Below are 18027 nucleotides of genomic sequence, written 5' to 3' on the forward strand. Positions count from 1 at the left end.
AAATGATAACAACCCTATCAAAATGATAGGGTTTTTTATTTCCATTCTTCTCAATTAATTTTTTAAAACGCTGTAATGCAGTAGGATATAGCTTTTATTTCTGTGCTGGAATAATGTTTGGCATCAGGGGGATAAATATGACTTTTTTAATTATGGAAAAGATTACATCCCAAGAGATGGCAAATTATGTAGGACGGCATATCAGGAAATTGTCTCCACAGCTGAAAGGTTTACAATATCAAGGTAATGTGGCCGCAGTGATGCAGATTATTGTGAGTTATATGCGCGAACTATGTCAGAAGAAAAAATTTAGTTACCTGCAGCGCATATTATCCTGTGTTGGGGTATTGTACCAGCGAGGTGATCAGGCGATCAAGCAAAATGTAGAATACCTTTTTATGCATTGCTTGACCCGTATGGATCATTTATGCAATGCCAAGCAATGGGGGCGAATTATTGCTCAGTTGCCGAAGGATCTCAAAGAAGTTTACATCATTCAACATATTAAATAACATGGTAATTACCCTTTTATTATTGGTATTGGGCATTGTTTGTTTTGCCCTATTCTTCAAATCAGTTGATTTTTTTGATAAAATCTAAAAAAAATGGAAAGTAAAATTATATCAACCGTGAAAGCTTGGCTTCCTCAATGTGTGATGGAAGACAAAGTGGAGTCTGAGTACGAAGTTTTACAACATGTTGCCGAATACTGTTTGGCGAACTTTGAGGGAACGACGGATGAACAACAGATGGCTCGCGAAGCAATTCATGTGATAGGCATTTTATATGGAGGGGGCTCGTTGCATGTGAAAAATGCTATCGAAAATGAATTCTTAGAAAGAATGGCTTCCAGCGAATCTCCAGCAAGCTTAAGAAAACACTTGACCTTCTTCCCTAAGGAAATGAGGCCGGTTTATGTAAAAACAATTATAGAAAATTAAAAATATGATCGCTTTGTTTATAGTCGCAATCATGGTCTTCTTATACACCATGTATGTATTGTTAAATCCTGAAAAATTTTAAGGAAATAAAAAGATGAATCTAATGAGTACAGAAATTTGGGGCGTTATTTTGATGTTTGTAGCAACTATTTTGCTTGCTATTCCCCTAGGAAAATATATAGCCAATGTTTTTTCGGATAAACCTGGTTTTTCAGATAAAATATTTGGCCCAATTGAAAAAGTAATAATGCGACTTTCAGGTGTCGATTATAAAAAAGAAATGACCTGGAAAGAGCATATGGTCGCTTTATTGACCATAAACCTAGTGTGGTTTGTAATCGGAATGTTGATCTTGATGTTCCAAGCAAACCTACCACTGAATCCAGATGGTAATCCGAACATGTCAGCTGACCTGGCATTCAATACCGTGATTTCCTTCTTGGTAAACTGTAATCTGCAGCACTACTCCGGAGAAACAGGAGTGAGTTACTTCTCCCAAACCGGCTTGATGTTCTTACAGTTTGTGAGTTCAGGAATTGGTATCTCCGCAGCCATTGTACTCTTCCGTGCATTTAAAGGAAAAGGCACAAGATTATTTGGAAACTTCTACGATGTTTTCCTAAAATCATGTACCCGCATTTTATTGCCAATCTCCTTTATTGTTGCCTTGATCCTTGTTTTTGAAGGAACTCCAATGACTTATGAAGGAAAAGATACCATGATGAATCTTCAAGGGGATACAGTAGAGGTTTCAAGAGGTCCCGCAGCAGCATTTATTGCTATTAAACATGTGGGTACCAATGGTGGTGGATTTTTTGGTACAAACTCAAGCCATCCTTTAGAAAACCCTTCATACATCAGTAATATCGCTGAAATGATCGGTCAATTTGTTGTTCCGGTAGCTATGGTATTCGCTTTAGGTTTTTATATAAAACGCCGGAAATTATCGATGATGATTTTTGGGGTAATGACCTTTGGCTTTCTATGTCTGGCCGTTCCGAATGTCTTGATGGAGATTCAAGGTAGCCCTGCTATTGAAAGACTCGGTGTCACCCAGGATTTGGGAGCCATGGAGGGTAAGGAAATTCGATTAGGATCCGCTGCTTCTGGTTTCTGGTCTATCGTGACCACCGTAATCTCGACGGGTTCCGTCAATTCCATGCATGATAGTAGTATGCCATTATCCGGCATGAATGAAATGCTGGCGATGATGATCAATGCCTTCTATGGAGGTAATGGTGTCGGAATATTGAACTTCTTTATTTTCATTATCCTCGGAGTCTTTATCTCAGGATTAATGGTTGGTCGTACTCCGGAATTCATGGGTAAGAAAGTTGAAGCTCGTGAAATGAAAATTGCGATGATGGTCGCATTGATTCACCCATTCCTAATTCTTGCAGGGACAGCATTTGCAGCAGCATTTCCAAGTGTAGGTGCTAGCACTACGAATGACCCTGGATTTCATGGGTTGTCAGAAATGTTATATGAATATACTTCGGCTTCAGCAAACAACGGTAGTGGATTTGAAGGGCTAGGCGATAATACCATGTGGTGGAATGTCAGTACAGGTATTGTGCTTCTATTCGGAAGGTTTATTCCAATTGTAGGGCCAGTTGCCATTGCCGGAATCTTATCAGAAAAAAGATATATCCCTGAAGGTGCCGGAACCTTAAAAACCGATACCGCTAGCTTTGGATTTATGGTGTTTGCTGTCATAGCCATCATAGCAGCTCTAGCATTCTTCCCAGCATTGACTTTAGGACCAATAGCTGAATATTTTTCTATTAAATAATAAATGAGATTCAAAATGAAATCAAATAATCCATTTTTTGATACTGAGCTGTTAAAAGTTGCTTTTAAACAAGCTTTTATTAAGCTCAATCCAAAAGAGATGCTTCGTAACCCAGTGATGTTTACAGTTGAGGTCTGTACTGTGGTTATGGCAGTAGTATGTATTGCAATATTAATGGGAGATAAAACACAAGGCTCCTTCGCATATAACTTTATAGTCTTCCTTATTTTATTTGTGACTTTACTGTTTGCAAATTTCGCTGAATCACTTGCTGAAGCTCGTGGTAAAGCACAAGCAGATAGCCTTCGTAAAACAAGGGAGGAAACACCAGCAAAATTGAAAGATGGAAGAACAATTCCGTCATCCCAATTGAAAAAAGGCGATTTATTCGTGTGTACAGCTGGTGATATTATTGCTAGTGACGGTGAAATTGTGGAAGGTCTTGCTACCATCGATGAAAGTGCAATTACTGGGGAATCTGCTCCAGTGATCAGAGAGGCAGGAGGTGACCGTAGCTCGGTAACTGGTGGTACAAAGGTATTGTCAGATGAGATCGTGGTATTGGTAACTGCTACTGCCGGCGAGTCATTCTTAGATAAAATGATTGCCTTGGTGGAAGGTGCTAAAAGACAAAAAACACCTAATGAGATTGCATTAACAATTCTGTTGGCTGGTTTTACTTTAGTGTTTATCCTAGTATGTGTTACTTTAAAACCATTTGCCGATTATTCTAATGTTCCTATTAGTATCGCAGCGTTTATTTCACTATTTGTATGTCTTATTCCTACAACCATTGGGGGTTTACTATCAGCAATTGGTATAGCTGGGATGGATCGGGCATTACGTGCTAATGTATTGACTAAGTCCGGACGTGCAGTAGAAACTGCTGGTGACGTGGATGTACTTTTACTTGATAAAACTGGTACCATTACTATTGGGAATAGAAAGGCAACAAGATTTCACCCAGCAATTGGTGTGGATTCCACTGAATTGATTCGCGCGGCAACATTAAGTTCCATGAGTGATGAAACTCCAGAAGGTAAATCCATCGTTGAATTGGCAGGTCTAGATCTTGCACCCTATAAATTACAAGAATCAACATTCATAAAATTTACTGCTGAGACTAGGTGTTCTGGATTGGACATTGCAAATCAACGTATACGGAAAGGTGCTACGGATGCTATTAAGAAGTTGGTTGAAGCGGCGGGGAACCATTTTCCTGAAGACGTGATGAAGACAGTGGAAAGTATTTCAGGAAATGGTGGAACCCCGTTGGTGGTTTCAGAAAATGAAAAAGCATTAGGGGTAGTAGAACTACAGGATATCATCAAACCAGGTATTAAAGAACGTTTTGAGCGTTTGCGCAAAATGGGTATTAAAACAGTTATGGTAACTGGAGATAACCCTTTGACCGCTGGATATATTGCCGAAAAAGCTGGTGTAGATGATTTTATTGCCGAAGCTAAGCCTGAGGATAAAATGAACTACATCCGTAAGGAGCAAGGTGAAGGTAAATTGGTGGCGATGATGGGAGATGGTACAAATGATGCTCCGGCACTTGCGCAAGCCGATGTGGGTGTAGCAATGAACAGTGGTACACAAGCTGCTAAAGAGGCTGGAAACATGGTTGACCTAGATAACGACCCAACCAAATTGATTGAGGTCGTAGAAATTGGTAAACAGTTATTGATGACCAGAGGAACATTGACAACCTTTAGTATTGCCAACGACGTAGCGAAGTATTTCGCTATTATCCCGGCATTATTTGTAGTAATGATTCCAGCTTTGGCACCATTGAATATCATGAACCTGAGCAGCCCTGAGTCAGCCATTTTATCAGCTATCATCTTCAATGCAATTTTGATCCCGATGCTGATTCCATTGGCTCTAAAAGGAGTAGCCTACAAACCTATTGGCGCCTCTGCACTATTACGTAGAAACTTATTAATCTATGGATTTGGAGGATTGATCGTCCCATTCATAGGTATCAAATTGATTGATTTATTATTATCAATATTTATTTAAACTGAAATGAAAGCACATTTATTACCCGCACTTAAAATGACCGTATTGACATTCGTTTTATTTGCTATAGCATATCCGTTTGTAGTTTGGGCAATTGCTCAATTAAGTCCTAATCAAGGTAAAGGTTTTGTAATCGAGGCAAATGGTAAAACATATTATAAAAACATTGGTCAGAAGTTTACTGATGATAAGTACTTCTGGTCAAGACCGTCCGCAGTAGAATATGATGCTGCCGGATCGGGTGCTAGCAACAAGGCAGGTTCTAACCCTGAATATATACAGGAAGTGGAGGGCAGGATCACTCATTTTTTGTCCCAAAATCCCAAAGTGAATAGAGAGCAAATTCCGACAGAAATCGTTACAGCAAGCGGAAGTGGTCTTGACCCCCATCTTTCTGTTAATGCCTTGGAAATTCAGGTTCCTCGCATTGCACAATTAAGAGGTTTAGAGGAGCCTGAATTAATTGATTTAATCACTGAACATACTGAAAAACCGCTATGGGGTATGTTCGGCCCTACAAAAGTGAATGTTCTTGAGTTGAACTTGGCATTAGATGCCTTAGCAAGTGAGAAAGGAGTGCAAAATGCTCAATAAAATCTTGTGTTCTGCATCCATTTTCCTTGGATTAGGAACCGTAGATGCTCAGGAATTAACTGATTCATTGAAATCAAATTTGACAATCTCGGGTTATATCGAATCCTATTATACCTTGGATCTCAATAAACCTGAAGATCATAAAAGACCAGCTTTTATCTATAGCCATAATAGAAGTAATGAATTGTCCGTGAATCTGGCAATGATAAAAGCGGCGTATGAAGGTGACCGTGTTCGAAGCAATCTGGCAATTGCCGTTGGTAGTTATATGAACGCTAATTATTCTGCCGAAGAAGGAGTATGGAAGAATGTTTATGAAGCCAATGTTGGTTATAAACTTTCAGCGAACCATAATGTGTGGATTGACGCCGGTGTATTACCATCACATATAGGTGGTGAAAGCGCAATTGGAATTGATAACATCAGTCTAACTAGAAGTATAGCAGCTGAGAATTCCCCATATTTTGAAACGGGAGCTCGCTTATCCTATACTACAGATGATTCCAAGCTTTACTTAGCAGCCGTTGCGTTAAATGGATGGCAAAGAATTCAATTACCAAACACGAGCACGGGTCCTTCATTTGGTCACCAAATTCAATATAAACCAATAGAATCGGTGGTATTGAATAGTAGTTCTTATGTTGGAGATGAAGGCAAGGACAGCCTTCGTTTCTTTCATGACCTTTATGTGCAGGTTTCGGTGAATAGCAAAATGAATATTCTGGCAAACTGGGATTACGGTGTCGAAAAGCAACCGTTGATCTCCGAAACTTATAAATGGTGGAATGCTGGTATTCAAGCTAATTATGCTTTGTCTTCGAAGGTGAAAATCAATGCGCGATTAGAATATTTCAATGATAAGGATGGCGTAGTTTTCGGTAGATTTGATGATAAAGGAACAACGATCCTAGGCTATTCTGCAGGATTTGATGTGGACTTGTATAAAGGCTTGATTTGGAGAACAGAAGTCAGAAACTTAGACGCTTCTGAAAATATTTTCGCCAATCACCAAGCCGAGTATAAAGGTAATACCACGACGGTCAGTACGGCCTTAGGTTGGCGATTTTAATAAGTATTGTGAATAATGGAAGAACAACGTAAATCAGCCGAACATTTCCTGGAACTGATTAAACAGTCCAGGAGAGGCAAGTTTAAGATCTATTTAGGGATGTGTGCCGGGGTTGGAAAAACCTACAGAATGCTGCAAGAATCTCATAATTTATTGCGAAATGGCATCGACGTACAAATTGCATATGTAGAAACCCACAATAGAGAAGAAACATTGGCTTTGTTGGCTGGTTTACCTCTTCTTCCTCGAAAAAAAATATATTACAAAGGAAATGAGCTGGAGGACCTGGATGTAGATTTAGTCCTTCAAAATCACCCGGAAGTAGTCGTGGTAGATGAATTAGCACATACCAATGTGCCAGGAAGTAAAAATGAAAAGCGTTGGCAAGACGTGATGGAATTGTTGGACGCGGGAATAAATGTTATTTCTGCTGTAAATATCCAACATCTTGAAGGCCTGCAAGCCGAAGTAGGAGACCTGCTCTCGGTTCCGGTTTATGAAAGAATTCCCGATCGTGTCATACAATCGGCAGATGAAATAGTCTTTGTAGATATCTCTGTGGAAGATCTGCTAGGCCGTTTGAAAGAAGGGAAAATATATTCAAAAGATAAGATCGATACGGCGCTCAAGAATTTCTTTCAATCCGAACAATTGTTATTGCTTCGGGAACTTGCATTAAAAGAGGTGGCAGTCCATGCTATCAAAAAACATGAGAAAGAAAAGAAACCTGATTCAAAACGGAAAGCCGAAAGATTTATGGTATGTGTTGGATCTGATGAGAAAAAAGCTAAAAACCTAATTCGTCGTACAGCCAGGCTCGCCAATTTTTATCAGGCAGACTGGTTTGTCTTATATATTCAAACACCAAAGGAAAGTACAAACAAAATACCCTTAGATAAACAACGATATCTAATTAATAATTTTAAATTGGCAACAGAATTGGGCGGACAGGTAATTCAAGTCCAGGGAAAGGACGTCCCAGCAAATATTGTGGACCAAGTCCTCCGAATGGAAATTACCACCCTCTGTATAGGTAGGCCGTATTGGCCGTTTTTAAGAATCTTATGGTCCATGGGGATTTTTAGAAGGTTATTGAAAAAATTGGAAAAGATTCAAGTTGACTTAATTATTCTGTCATGAAAATTAAAGCTAAACTCTATTTAGGAATAGGATTTTTATTTCTAATGATCCTTATTCTGGCTGCGGTAAGTACTTTATTCGTCAGCTCCTTGAAAAAGGATACTGAAAATGTATTATCTGCAAATTATAACTCCGTTGAATATGCACGAAACATGTTGCACGCTTCTGATGAGATCCATCTCAATAAAGAGGCTATAGCTCAATTGGAGAACAACTTCGCAAAACAACAATTGAATGTAACGGAACAAGGTGAAAAAGAAATCACTGCTCGTCTAGCAGATCAATTGAATAAACTGAAAGCTAATCCTGAAGATGTACAAGTTGGCAAGGATTTTCGAGCTGACTTAGTCAAATTGATGACCGTCAATATGGATGCTATTGTCATGAAAAGTGATCATGCGAAAGAAACCGCTAGCAATGCTTTTGTTTTGATATCTGTAATCGGAGCATTATGCTTCCTGATAGGATTTGTTTTGTTTGTTAATCTTCCAAGTAATATCGCAAACCCAATTAAAAAGCTAAGCGAAAGCATCAAAGAAATCTCACGGCAAAACTATACCCACAGAGTTTATTTTGATGGAGAAAGTGAGTTTGCAGAATTAGCAGCATCCTATAATACCATGGCAGAAAAACTTCAGGAATATTCCAATAGTAAACTTGATCAAATTCTTGAAGAAAAGAAAAGAGTGGAAACACTGGTGAATAGCATGCATGATCCTGTTATTGGACTTGATGAAAATAGAAAGATTATTTTTATCAATGATGAATGCTTGCAGGTATCTGGATTAAAAAGAAAAGACTTGTTGCATAATAATATTGATGAGTTAATAAATCATAATGATTTGGTAAGGAATCTTATTGATCAAAATAACAGAGAGTCTACTATGAAGATCTTTGCCGATAACAAGGAAAGTTATTTTGAAAAAGAAGTGATCCCTATGGAAATTACGCCAACAGGAGAGCTAAAAAGTCAAAAAATAGGAGAGGTCATCGTTCTGAAAAATATCACGACATTTAAAGAATTAGATGTTGCGAAAACCAATTTTATAGCGACTGTTTCTCATGAGTTGAGGACGCCAATTGCTTCTATTCAACTGAGTTCTGAATTATTGAAACATCCTCGAACCGGAAGCCTCACTGATGAACAAAAGACCTTGTTGGAAGGGATAGAAGAGGATAGTTTAAGGTTATTGAGAATTACTAGTGAATTATTGAATGTTTCTCAGGTAGAGACTGGAAATATTAAACTGTATTCGCAGATTTCGGATCCATTGCCTATTATCCAATATGCATTGAATGCAACTAGAATGCAGGCTGAACAAAAGCATATTGAAATTTCAACGGATATCGATGAAAATATCGCCAAGATTTTTGTGGATGAAGAAAAGACGGCTTGGGTGTTGACCAACTTTATTACCAATGCTATCCGTTATTCTCCAGTAAATAGCAAAATCATGGTTTCCCTGAAAAAAGAAAATAACCATTTACTCTTTTCAGTGAAAGATCATGGTAAAGGAATCGATGCAGCCTATAAAAACAAGGTGTTTGATCGTTATTTCCAAATTCCTGGCAGCGTTCGGACAGGCACAGGATTGGGTTTATCCATTTCTAAGGATTTTATAGAAAACCAAGGGGGTAAAATCGGCGTTGATTCTGAATTAGGAGTGGGTAGTACCTTCTATTTTAGATTACCAATGGTAACAACTTAATCAATGATATAAGTTTCAAAATGAGTGACATATTCTTCAAACTCCAATAGATATTGCTTGTCTTCCTTGTAATATCTGGCTTTTTCAAAACTCTCTCCAGCAAACTCTTGAATGCTCGATACTGAATCCCATTCAGTGATGGTCATAAAATGACAGATGTCATGATCTATGCGTCGAAGAACTTTGCAGGAGAGATTTCCTTTTATGCTTTTATAATCCTTGATTCCTGTATCAAACAAATAGTTTAGATAGGTGTCAGCATCTTCCTTTCGCGTAATTCCGTGCCATATTCGAGTAATAATCTTCATATTGTTTTCCTTTCATTGCTTGTTGTTAAATTGATTTGCACCCCTAATTTACTGAATATTAGAGTTTCCCTGTATAATTAAACCCTATTTTATTAGTATTTGTTTTTATTAAGCAGTTCCGAGTTTTTTCAGGATTCTGGTCTATCCTGAACTTTAATTAAGCTAATAATACATCCTTAACGATTAAGCTATTCGCTTTTCATTTATTATAAATCAATATTAGCGTGTCCGTAAAAGCATTTTTGACCATAAGTATTAGACATTATTCCCCTTAAGATATATTGTTAAATAAATATTAATGTATTATTGAATTAATACGAATATTTGTTGTTTAAAAATTATTTCCTAAAACTTATACGGCTAAAATTATAGCAATAATCTTTTTTAATTATTAATAGTTAAATGAAATTCATATGATGTAAATAGATTACTACATAATCTAAATTATTAAATCATATGAATATTATAAAGAACTGCTTAACATACTTTTGTGGAGAATATTGTATTTATTTAATAGTATTTAAATGGTTTATTAATAATTAAAACTAATTGGTGCCTGCTCATTGCTTTACATTTTGGACAAGATCAGGCAACGGTTGAAAAGGAGGTTAACAAATTTCTTCGCAAAACTTTTGAAAATATTATGGAAAAGAAATTATTAGGAAAATACGTGTCGCCTAAACTGGTGATACAAAAAATTGAATTAGAACATGGCATTCTTGCGTCTTCTGCCTGTTTCACTCCAGGTAATGGAACCGAAGGGAATTATACCCCTGAGATAGATCCTTGGACAGATACAAGAAATAACCAAGAAATTGATTTATAGAATTTAGGAAAATTAAAAATGAAATTAAATCTAAAATTGACGAACAATAGACTCTTTAAACTTGCTGTTTTTGGAGTGATTTCAATTGGTTTTTTCAATAGTTGTGATCGGGATTCGCAAATTCAAAATGACCCTTTGCCAGAGGTTGATGCCCAACTTACTTTTACAGTGGATGGGATTGTAGATGAGGTGGAAATTAACTCAAATGATGGAAAAGCATCTGCTGCTCATACTTCTCGTTCGGCGGCATCTGCGGATGGCATAATAGAGTCTAAAGATGTTTCTTATGAAGCCTTTGATGCCATCGTAAGACTACAGAATGACCCTATTGATCCAAAGTCTAAAAGAGTTTCAAATGGTCAATCCTCCAAAGCATCTAATGCTGGATCAAAGGCAGTTGCTATGGCTCCAAGGATTAAATATAGATTGCTCCTTTATAAGGACGGTGCTCTTGTAAATTCTGTTCATGCTGAATCTGGGGTAGCAACCCATGTGGAAGTAAATAAGAATATCGATTACCAATGGTATGCGTATTCTTATAATACTGAAGATTTTATCCCTGATGTGACTAGCACGACAAATCCAGTAGTGGAATCGTCTATCGATAAACCTTTGTTATATGCCAGCGGAACCGTGAGAGTAACTGGTACGGGCTATGTTGACAAACCAATGTTATTGCAATTTGGCCATCGTACTTCTAGAATTGGTGCTGAGGTTAGTGCTAGAGGGATGTTCGCAGGACTTGAATCTATCACTGCTACTTTCGCAGGTACGGATTATGTAAAAAAAGGAACATTGGATTTGTTGACAGGTCAATATATTTCCACCACAGCGGTAAATGTAGGAAACTTGAACTTTAAACAATTGAGTCCGGAAACTAAAGATACCATCAAAGTAGCATATTATTATACTGCAGCACAAACTGCAATTGCTCCAATGAAAGTCAATGTATCCACTTTTACTGTGAAATTAGATAAAGGAAGCACTCGTACTTTTGGTACTCCAATATCCTATTCCATGAACATGAATAACTTGGCTTGGGGTAATAGGGTGACTTCTGCCTTAGACCTGATTGAATCCGCTTTGACTGTGCAAGGGGTAAGATGGTCTCGGGCACTTCTGTATTTTAGTTATGCGGATAAGGCCTATCGTTTTAGACACCTTATTGGTGTAAATGACTATCCGGTAAGTCCTGAAGAGTACTGGGATTATAAATCGCCATTTCCTCCAGGTCCACTTAATACTCAGGATCCTTGTACAAGGGTGTACCCATTAAATAAATGGCGGATGCCAACAGAAGCTGAAGCAACTGCCTTGACAAAAAATGATAATTATAGAATTTATAGTGATTATATAGATTACGATGCAACTGGAACAGCAGCTCCTTATCCAAGTAATAAGCTGAGGATTATTCAAAGAGGTTTTATGACCCCTATTGTAAATGTCGTGCCAGATCAAGGAATCAATGCATATTTCTGGACAGATGACCCTGATACCTTTTTAGGAGGTCTATTGGGTGGTGTTGAAAGTTACTTGTTTAGTGATATTCCTATTTTATTTATAGGTCAGGTCCGGATGCACGGTTTTCAATCAACGGTTGGTGGTCTTGAGAATGTTCGTTGTGTCAGAAAATAGATGATAATAATAATAAATTCGGAGGGCTGTCAACAAATACAGCCCTTTATTATTCGCTGATTAATGGGTTATAACTTTCTCGTTTCCCTAATATTAAGCACCTGTAGATGATAATTTACAAATAATATTAATATTAAACTAAACTTAGCGTTAAATATAAATGCTATGAGTAAATTCGTATCATAGAATGATAAGTTTCTTTCTTTTAAAACCTCGTTTTTGTAGGTATTTTAAATAAGTGATGAAAATATATAAAATATATATATTTTAATTTTAATTAATAGTATAAATTAGTGGCCTCGCTAAATTTGCTCCTGATGAAAATGAACGTATATTCGTAATGTTGTTCAGAGAGAAAATTAAATTTAAGGTCACACTAACTATTGATTTTCAAGTATAATTAAAATAAGTGTTTTGGCTATTATCATCCTCAAACACAGATACATTCAGAAGCGATAATAAAAGGAAGAACAAAAATTTATTATAAAAATGTTATTTAATAAATTCTTCTTTTTAATCATAAAACAACATTAATGAAAAAGTTAAGTAGTATAGTTTTAGCAACAATGTTTGCTATGGTAGGTTTCGCGAAGGAACCAGTTAAAGGCGATCCTTGGAAAACAAATTTTATGGCTAATAAAGCGTTCCAAGAAAGCTATGATTTGAACCATTGGTTTGTTGGTGCAAATGTAGGCGCACAAATATATTTTGGAGACCATGACAAACAATTGAGTGTGGGAAAAAGAATTACTCCTCAATTTGAAGTGTATGCTGGTAAATGGTTGGATGAAAAATTTGGTGTAAGATTAGGTGTAAATGGTATTAACTATAAAGGCCTAACTCAAACCCAAATGTACAGCACTGGAAAAGTTTTCCACGCTGGCCAAGGCTTAGAGTACCAAGACTTTAAATACATTAATGTTCATGCTGACTTTATGTTCAACTGGACTAACGATGCATTAGGTTATGATCCTCAACGCCTGTACAACTTAATCCCTTATGTGGGTATCGGATTCGGCGCAGTTCTTTCTGATCCAGGATCTGTAAAGTTTAGTCCAAACTTAGGTCTGTTGCAATCATTCCGTCTGACAAACGCTCTTGATTTGACACTTGACATTCGTGGTAACTTATATGGTGACGAATTTGATGGTGAAGCAGGAGGAAGAAATTTTGAAGGGGCAGTTTCTACATCAGTAGGTGTGAAATATACCCTTAATAGATAAGCTTAGATTCACTAACTATTAATAAATTAGCCTTGATCTCGCCCGATATCAAGGCTTCTTTTTTTTTAATCCCTAAAATCATACCTTGGTACTTTATTAATTACTAATTTTAGTTAATTCTTATATATGAGTATGAAAAAAATATGGACAGTATGTGTGCTTCTTAGTTTATTCCTCACATATTCCTGTGATCAGAACAAAAAATCACAAAATTCAAGTACTAATGATATTAACGAGCTCAATGCTGCTGGACCTTACACGCCGCCAAAAGCTCCTGAGAATATTCAAGGTGAAGAAGCTAAAATTACTTATGTGTTCAACCACTTTTGGGATGACTTTAATTTTAGAGATACCGTAAAAGTCTTTGATCCTAATTATGGGGAACAAGCTGTCGTAGATTATATTGGTCATTTCCCACTTGTAAAACCAGATACCCTGAAGGAAGGAATTGAAAGCTTGTTTAATGAAGCTAAAATCGATGCTCCAGTATTTGATTTTTTTAAATACCAATTTGATAACTATTTGTCAAATCCCAATTCCCCAATGCGGAATGACTTGTATTATGAATACTTCTTGGAATACTTGATTGGATCCGGAAAACTGTCCCCGGAGGATAAAATAAAATACGAATCATTGCTCCCGATTCTTAGAAAAAATAAGCCTGGAACAATGGCAACTGATTTTTCCTTTATCACTGCAGATGGTAAAAAATCAACATTGTATGATGTCAAAGCGCCATTTACTATGCTGATGTTTTATGAACCCGGATGTAGTAGCTGTGAAGAAGCTATTTCTCAAATAAATACCAACCCTGGCTTTAATGCGGTGATTGGAAAAGGTGCCTTGAAAATTCTAGCCGTTTACCCAGATGGGAATGAAGAAATTTGGAAATCTTACCAGAATAATATTCCTTCCAATTGGATTAACGGATTAGATCCAGATCAAACCGTCGTAACAAAAGGATTATATATGATAAAGGCGACTCCAACAATTTACCTGTTATCTGAAAATAAAAAGGTAATCTTGAAAGATTCGAACTTAAATCAAATCATGCAATTCTTTCAGAATATATAAATAATGAAGAATATGGAAAAGCCATCTAAGAATACCATCTTAGATGGCTTTTTTTATGCTTAAACCAAACCTTTTTATCCTTGTAGACAATTTGTAGATGCTGTTTTTTTTTGCTGTATACGCTTTGTCCTGTGCAATATTTCTGCTTTAAAGCAGATCTCCCCAACTTTATGAAATAGAATATAACTTAAACAAAATCTATGATGAAAAAACATTTCAATTTAATTTTGCTGTTCTTGGGTATCGTACTTGTATCAGCTTGTTCAGGAGAAAAGGGTGATGTAAGTAAAGATCCTAAATATGCAGATATTGCAAACAATATCTTTATTACAAAACAACCTTTATTTTATTATAATTATACCCATTCTGAAGGAGGTAAATCTGGATATTTTCTTTCTGCAGAGACTAATATGCCGAATGCTGAATTGAAAGCAGAAATCCCTGTTGGTAGTCATGTCAAAGTATCAAAAGTAATTGAGGTCCCACAAAAAGACGGATCAGTACAAGTGATGTTGAAAGGTGATGTGTTTGGACCTTCTCGCGAAGCATTGAAATATATGGCCATGTATGAAGACATAAAACCAGCTTTAAAAACTAATGAATAGGGCTGGTATCCCTTATTTCAATGCTGGATTGAACTGCATATAGGATTTAAAAAACAGTTATGAATGCGCCATTTTGTAACTGTTTTTGAAGCTTTTGGATAATTTTTTGATGTAGGGCAAATAAAACTTTGCTAACAATCATAAAATAATTGAATTTTACGGATTTACCATTCATTTTCATCAATATTTCGGAGATGTTTTTTGAGAATGTATCTAATTTCTCATATGTTATTAATTCCTTTTGAACTAATACAAGATTGGCTATGGTTAAATAGAAAATTATGAGTATTGTTTTTTTATGTATTAGATTATTTATGATGGTATTTTAAGTTTTCAATTTGTGTTAACCACATTTACCTTCCCAATACTTGCCTGCTTTTTTATCTTTCTTAACACCGCCTAATCCTTTAGAGTAGATTTCTCTTATGGTGCTTGCTATATTATCGCTTCCTCCTCCTTTTTCACAGGCCTTTTTTAGCCATTCTAATGATTTTGAATACTCTTGATTGTAAAAATATGCCATACCTAGATATTCCATTTCCATTTCTTCCAGCGGTCCTTTTGTATTGGCAAAATTCTGATACCAAGCAATAATTTCACTCGCATTAGACTGTAATTTATATTTATAAGATTTCCACAAATTTTCACGAGATTTCGCACATCCGTTATTTATCGCTTGTTTAAAGAAACTTCTCCCTTTTTCTTCGTTCACTTGAGTTCCCCAACCATAATAATAACTTTGTCCTGTTAAACGTAATGCGTCTACATCTCCTTGTTCTGCACCTTTCAAGTAGTATTTAAAAGCAATGCTTTGATCTTTTTCTACACCTCTTCCTGAGAAATATAAATGACCAATCATATAATTTGCAACGCCACTTCCAAGATTTGCGGCTCGCTCGTACCATTTCAATGCTTCGGAGTAATTGTCTTCATTGTAATATTTATGTCCTACTTTTTTAAATGCTACATCATTATATTCATGGGCTAAAATTGATTTGGGATATTTGATGTAAAAATCTTCAATCTTTAGGTTTTGCCAATCTTGCCATTGTTTATCTACTTCATTCACCGTTATCAATCCTTTGTCAATTTTTAAACGGTTGATGATACTCCAAAAAGTAGCAAACATTTTTTTGTTATCAGTTTCATTAGCCGCTTTGAAATAAAAGAACTTGTCTTTTTCTATTGTTGGCTCTCCCTCTTTTTTATATAACTGCCATTCTATTTCTGCACTTGGAAACATTAATAAAATTCCCCCGTCGCTGTCTTCGATTAAATCTTTAACCCTGGTAAGGTCAATGTTTTCTGCAACGATAAGACCTTCGTTTCCATTTCCCTTGAAATTAACGGAAACAGACGCAAGCTTATCACTATAATTGATACTGAAATTATCTTTTATAAAATTAGCAGTTAAAATTTTATCATTGCTAAAATGTATTTCCTGCCCATTGGCTTTGTATTGCAAATCTGAAATAATTTTCGATTGTTCTTCAAACCATTCATAAGGAATCGGTTCTTTTTGAGCCAATGCCATGTTGGCAATAGCCAGAAATAAAATAATTAGTGTCTTTGATTTCATAATTGATTGAATTTAAGAGTTTAATGGTTTTATGAATCCTACTAGGATCTAAGAAAAACCTAATTTTATATCTCCCCCAAAAAAAATGATTGGTAAATCTTCAAAATATTTTATCATCACCTTTAGCTTGTGGAGATTCATGGTAAATCCTACCTCTCAATGCCATCATTTCTTCCTTGGAACTTTCAAACAACGGTTTATCATTGAGATATTGCAACATTTGTTTTATATTGAGATGTGTAAATAAAACTTTGCACTAACCCAAACCATTCCTGAAAGCAGAACGGCTAAGATGGTTGTTAGTATTGTTCTCATAATTTATGTTTTTAGGTGCTTTAAGTATTAATAATATTGAATGAAATATCCATTGTTTTTTTCCAATATCTTTAACCTAAGGTCTGTGGCTATAAGTTTTCCTTTTGCTACATGCAACTCTCTATCACGTGCTGGAGACATAACCAATGTTACTCTTCTATATGGCTCATCAGAGCTTTCATTTTTACTTTCTGCTGCTCTTTCTCTTTCCTCTTCTTCTTTTATTCTTTTTCTTTTCGTTTCCTGTATTTCATAAAGTTGATTATGTACCGACAATATTTCTTCTTTTGAGGTATAGAAGTTGGCTGTTGGAATATTGGAACTCGATAACCCTCTGCTTGAAACATTATAAAAAGATTCATCAATAATTTCAAACTTGATAATATTCTTTTCTTGGTCGAAAGTCACTTTATCAAACCATTCTTCGCCATCTACCAAAAGAGTTGTTCCGTACATATCGTATAGTTTTTCTTTCGAACCATTTTTAGCTAAAAAATAATTCATCCCTTTTATCTTGCTGAGCCGTACTGGCAGGTTGTCATTGAGTTTTCTCCAAAGAAAGTCACCGTTATATTTCACCCCAAAATATTCTTTATCGTTGTATGCTTCCAACCCTTCTATTTCCTCCACACTTTCAACTCCTCTCACATTAGCAAGCTCTTTATATCGGCTTTGAATTTCATTCGCTCTTCGCTTCGCCACTTCAGATTCTTGTCTTATGCGAGCAGCACTTTCTTCTTTTCTTAATTTTTCTGCCGCTTGATGGGCAATACGCTCTTTCTCTTTTCTTTCTCTTTCTTCAGCTTCTGCTTTTTCTTTTCTCACCCGTTCTGCGGCATCTGCTTTTTGCTTGGCTATCAGTACATCATTTCGCCTTTTGTCCTCGGCTAGTTTGGCTATCCGTTCTTTTTCTTTTTTATCCTCGCATACGTTACAAACTTCGTAGGTATTTACTCGAGCGCTGTGTGCAACATCAGGCCCTTTTTGATGATATTTACAACCTAAAGCTTTTACATTGTGCGATTGTGCAAAAGAAGAACTAAATAATCCTGTAAATAATAACAAGATTACAATCAATCCTAATTTTGGTATTATTTTCATAATTAAATTTTTTAACATAATTGGTTCTAACAAATTTAATTTTAATATTTTAGGATTGAAATAGCTACATATAGTCCAATTTGGGGTTATT

At 36.1% G+C, this 18027-nt stretch carries 17 protein-coding genes; 14 read left to right on the forward strand and 3 right to left on the reverse strand.

Annotated features, from left to right (window positions below; all coding sequences use genetic code 11):
• Positions 1–152 precede the first annotated feature (152 nt).
• The 9 genes from ACF3OC_RS09175 to ACF3OC_RS09215 all read left to right on the forward strand — a co-directional run bounded on the left by ACF3OC_RS09175 (position 153) and on the right by ACF3OC_RS09215 (position 9270).
• Positions 153–512: a hypothetical protein gene (locus tag ACF3OC_RS09175; RefSeq protein ID WP_144043768.1), complete on the forward strand. Its 360-nt coding sequence runs from the start codon at positions 153–155 to the stop codon at positions 510–512.
• Between the two features lie 117 nt (positions 513–629).
• Positions 630–941, forward strand: coding sequence for a hypothetical protein (locus ACF3OC_RS09180; protein ID WP_229678333.1), 312 nt, complete (start codon positions 630–632; stop codon positions 939–941).
• Between the two features lie 4 nt (positions 942–945).
• Positions 946–1023, forward strand: a complete 78-nt coding sequence (locus tag ACF3OC_RS09185; protein ID WP_094258162.1) for a potassium-transporting ATPase subunit F — start codon at positions 946–948, stop codon at positions 1021–1023.
• A 21-nt stretch (positions 1024–1044) separates the two neighbouring features.
• On the forward strand, positions 1045–2733 hold the full coding sequence (gene kdpA, locus ACF3OC_RS09190; RefSeq protein ID WP_094258161.1) for a potassium-transporting ATPase subunit KdpA: 1689 nt from the start codon (positions 1045–1047) through the stop codon (positions 2731–2733).
• A 15-nt stretch (positions 2734–2748) separates the two neighbouring features.
• Positions 2749–4758, forward strand: coding sequence for a potassium-transporting ATPase subunit KdpB (gene kdpB, locus ACF3OC_RS09195; protein ID WP_094258160.1), 2010 nt, complete (start codon positions 2749–2751; stop codon positions 4756–4758).
• 6 nt (positions 4759–4764) lie between these two features.
• On the forward strand, positions 4765–5352 hold the full coding sequence (kdpC, locus tag ACF3OC_RS09200; RefSeq protein WP_094257982.1) for a potassium-transporting ATPase subunit KdpC: 588 nt from the start codon (positions 4765–4767) through the stop codon (positions 5350–5352).
• Positions 5342–6421 (forward strand): porin, encoded by a 1080-nt coding sequence (locus tag ACF3OC_RS09205; protein WP_094282482.1) that lies wholly within the window; start codon positions 5342–5344, stop codon positions 6419–6421. The genes kdpC and ACF3OC_RS09205 overlap by 11 nt, the downstream gene beginning before the upstream one ends.
• 15 nt (positions 6422–6436) lie before the next feature.
• Positions 6437–7561 carry a histidine kinase gene (locus ACF3OC_RS09210; RefSeq protein WP_094257980.1) on the forward strand — a complete coding sequence of 375 codons (1125 nt, stop codon included), beginning with the start codon at positions 6437–6439 and terminating at the stop codon, positions 7559–7561.
• Positions 7558–9270 carry an ATP-binding protein gene (locus ACF3OC_RS09215; protein ID WP_094257979.1) on the forward strand — a complete coding sequence of 571 codons (1713 nt, stop codon included), beginning with the start codon at positions 7558–7560 and terminating at the stop codon, positions 9268–9270. Before ACF3OC_RS09210 ends, ACF3OC_RS09215 begins: the two co-directional genes overlap by 4 nt.
• Here the strand turns inward: ACF3OC_RS09215 and ACF3OC_RS09220 are convergent.
• A complete protein-coding gene (locus ACF3OC_RS09220; protein ID WP_218824023.1) occupies positions 9267–9578 on the reverse strand; it encodes a hypothetical protein in 312 nt (103 codons plus the stop codon). The genes ACF3OC_RS09215 and ACF3OC_RS09220 overlap by 4 nt on opposite strands.
• Before the next feature lie 643 nt (positions 9579–10221).
• Here ACF3OC_RS09220 and ACF3OC_RS09225 point away from each other — a divergent pair.
• The 5 genes from ACF3OC_RS09225 to ACF3OC_RS09245 all read left to right on the forward strand — a co-directional run bounded on the left by ACF3OC_RS09225 (position 10222) and on the right by ACF3OC_RS09245 (position 14941).
• A complete protein-coding gene (locus ACF3OC_RS09225; protein WP_392471490.1) occupies positions 10222–10404 on the forward strand; it encodes a hypothetical protein in 183 nt (60 codons plus the stop codon).
• Positions 10405–10422: 18 nt separating this feature from the next.
• Positions 10423–12039 (forward strand): hypothetical protein, encoded by a 1617-nt coding sequence (locus ACF3OC_RS09230; RefSeq protein ID WP_392471491.1) that lies wholly within the window; start codon positions 10423–10425, stop codon positions 12037–12039.
• 533 nt (positions 12040–12572) lie between these two features.
• Positions 12573–13262, forward strand: a complete 690-nt coding sequence (locus tag ACF3OC_RS09235; RefSeq protein ID WP_094282645.1) for a hypothetical protein — start codon at positions 12573–12575, stop codon at positions 13260–13262.
• Positions 13263–13388: 126 nt separating this feature from the next.
• The gene (locus tag ACF3OC_RS09240; protein ID WP_094282644.1) at positions 13389–14336 is read left to right on the forward strand and encodes a DUF5106 domain-containing protein; all 948 of its coding nucleotides are present in this window, start codon (positions 13389–13391) and stop codon (positions 14334–14336) included.
• Positions 14337–14536: 200 nt separating this feature from the next.
• Positions 14537–14941, forward strand: coding sequence for a hypothetical protein (locus tag ACF3OC_RS09245; protein ID WP_094257974.1), 405 nt, complete (start codon positions 14537–14539; stop codon positions 14939–14941).
• 343 nt (positions 14942–15284) lie between these two features.
• On the opposite strand, the gene ACF3OC_RS09250 is transcribed toward ACF3OC_RS09245, so the two are convergent.
• Complete coding sequence (locus tag ACF3OC_RS09250; protein WP_094282643.1) at positions 15285–16520, reverse strand: tetratricopeptide repeat protein; 1236 nt, start codon at positions 16518–16520, stop codon at positions 15285–15287.
• 342 nt (positions 16521–16862) lie between these two features.
• Positions 16863–17954, reverse strand: a complete 1092-nt coding sequence (locus ACF3OC_RS09255; RefSeq protein WP_094282642.1) for a hypothetical protein — start codon at positions 17952–17954, stop codon at positions 16863–16865.
• Positions 17955–18027: the final 73 nt, after the last annotated feature.

The organism is Sphingobacterium cellulitidis (genome assembly GCF_043187465.1).
GTDB lineage: Bacteria > Bacteroidota > Bacteroidia > Sphingobacteriales > Sphingobacteriaceae > Sphingobacterium > Sphingobacterium cellulitidis.

What these genes read in the sequence shown, in the direction of transcription:
- kdpB (WP_094258160.1), top strand. Translation starts at nt 2,749, where the DNA reads ATGAAATCAAATAATCCATTTTTTGATACTGAGCTGTTAAAAGTTGCT.
- kdpC (WP_094257982.1), top strand. Translation starts at nt 4,765, where the DNA reads ATGAAAGCACATTTATTACCCGCACTTAAAATGACCGTATTGACATTC.
- ACF3OC_RS09250 (WP_094282643.1), bottom strand. Translation starts at nt 16,520, where the DNA reads ATGAAATCAAAGACACTAATTATTTTATTTCTGGCTATTGCCAACATG.
- ACF3OC_RS09205 (WP_094282482.1), top strand. Translation starts at nt 5,342, where the DNA reads ATGCTCAATAAAATCTTGTGTTCTGCATCCATTTTCCTTGGATTAGGA.
- ACF3OC_RS09210 (WP_094257980.1), top strand. Translation starts at nt 6,437, where the DNA reads ATGGAAGAACAACGTAAATCAGCCGAACATTTCCTGGAACTGATTAAA.
- ACF3OC_RS09245 (WP_094257974.1), top strand. Translation starts at nt 14,537, where the DNA reads ATGATGAAAAAACATTTCAATTTAATTTTGCTGTTCTTGGGTATCGTA.
- ACF3OC_RS09185 (WP_094258162.1), top strand. Translation starts at nt 946, where the DNA reads ATGATCGCTTTGTTTATAGTCGCAATCATGGTCTTCTTATACACCATG.
- ACF3OC_RS09235 (WP_094282645.1), top strand. Translation starts at nt 12,573, where the DNA reads ATGAAAAAGTTAAGTAGTATAGTTTTAGCAACAATGTTTGCTATGGTA.
- ACF3OC_RS09240 (WP_094282644.1), top strand. Translation starts at nt 13,389, where the DNA reads ATGAGTATGAAAAAAATATGGACAGTATGTGTGCTTCTTAGTTTATTC.
- ACF3OC_RS09230 (WP_392471491.1), top strand. Translation starts at nt 10,423, where the DNA reads ATGAAATTAAATCTAAAATTGACGAACAATAGACTCTTTAAACTTGCT.
- ACF3OC_RS09220 (WP_218824023.1), bottom strand. Translation starts at nt 9,578, where the DNA reads ATGAAGATTATTACTCGAATATGGCACGGAATTACGCGAAAGGAAGAT.
- kdpA (WP_094258161.1), top strand. Translation starts at nt 1,045, where the DNA reads ATGAGTACAGAAATTTGGGGCGTTATTTTGATGTTTGTAGCAACTATT.
- ACF3OC_RS09225 (WP_392471490.1), top strand. Translation starts at nt 10,222, where the DNA reads ATGGAAAAGAAATTATTAGGAAAATACGTGTCGCCTAAACTGGTGATA.
- ACF3OC_RS09175 (WP_144043768.1), top strand. Translation starts at nt 153, where the DNA reads ATGGAAAAGATTACATCCCAAGAGATGGCAAATTATGTAGGACGGCAT.
- ACF3OC_RS09215 (WP_094257979.1), top strand. Translation starts at nt 7,558, where the DNA reads ATGAAAATTAAAGCTAAACTCTATTTAGGAATAGGATTTTTATTTCTA.
- ACF3OC_RS09255 (WP_094282642.1), bottom strand. Translation starts at nt 17,954, where the DNA reads ATGTTAAAAAATTTAATTATGAAAATAATACCAAAATTAGGATTGATT.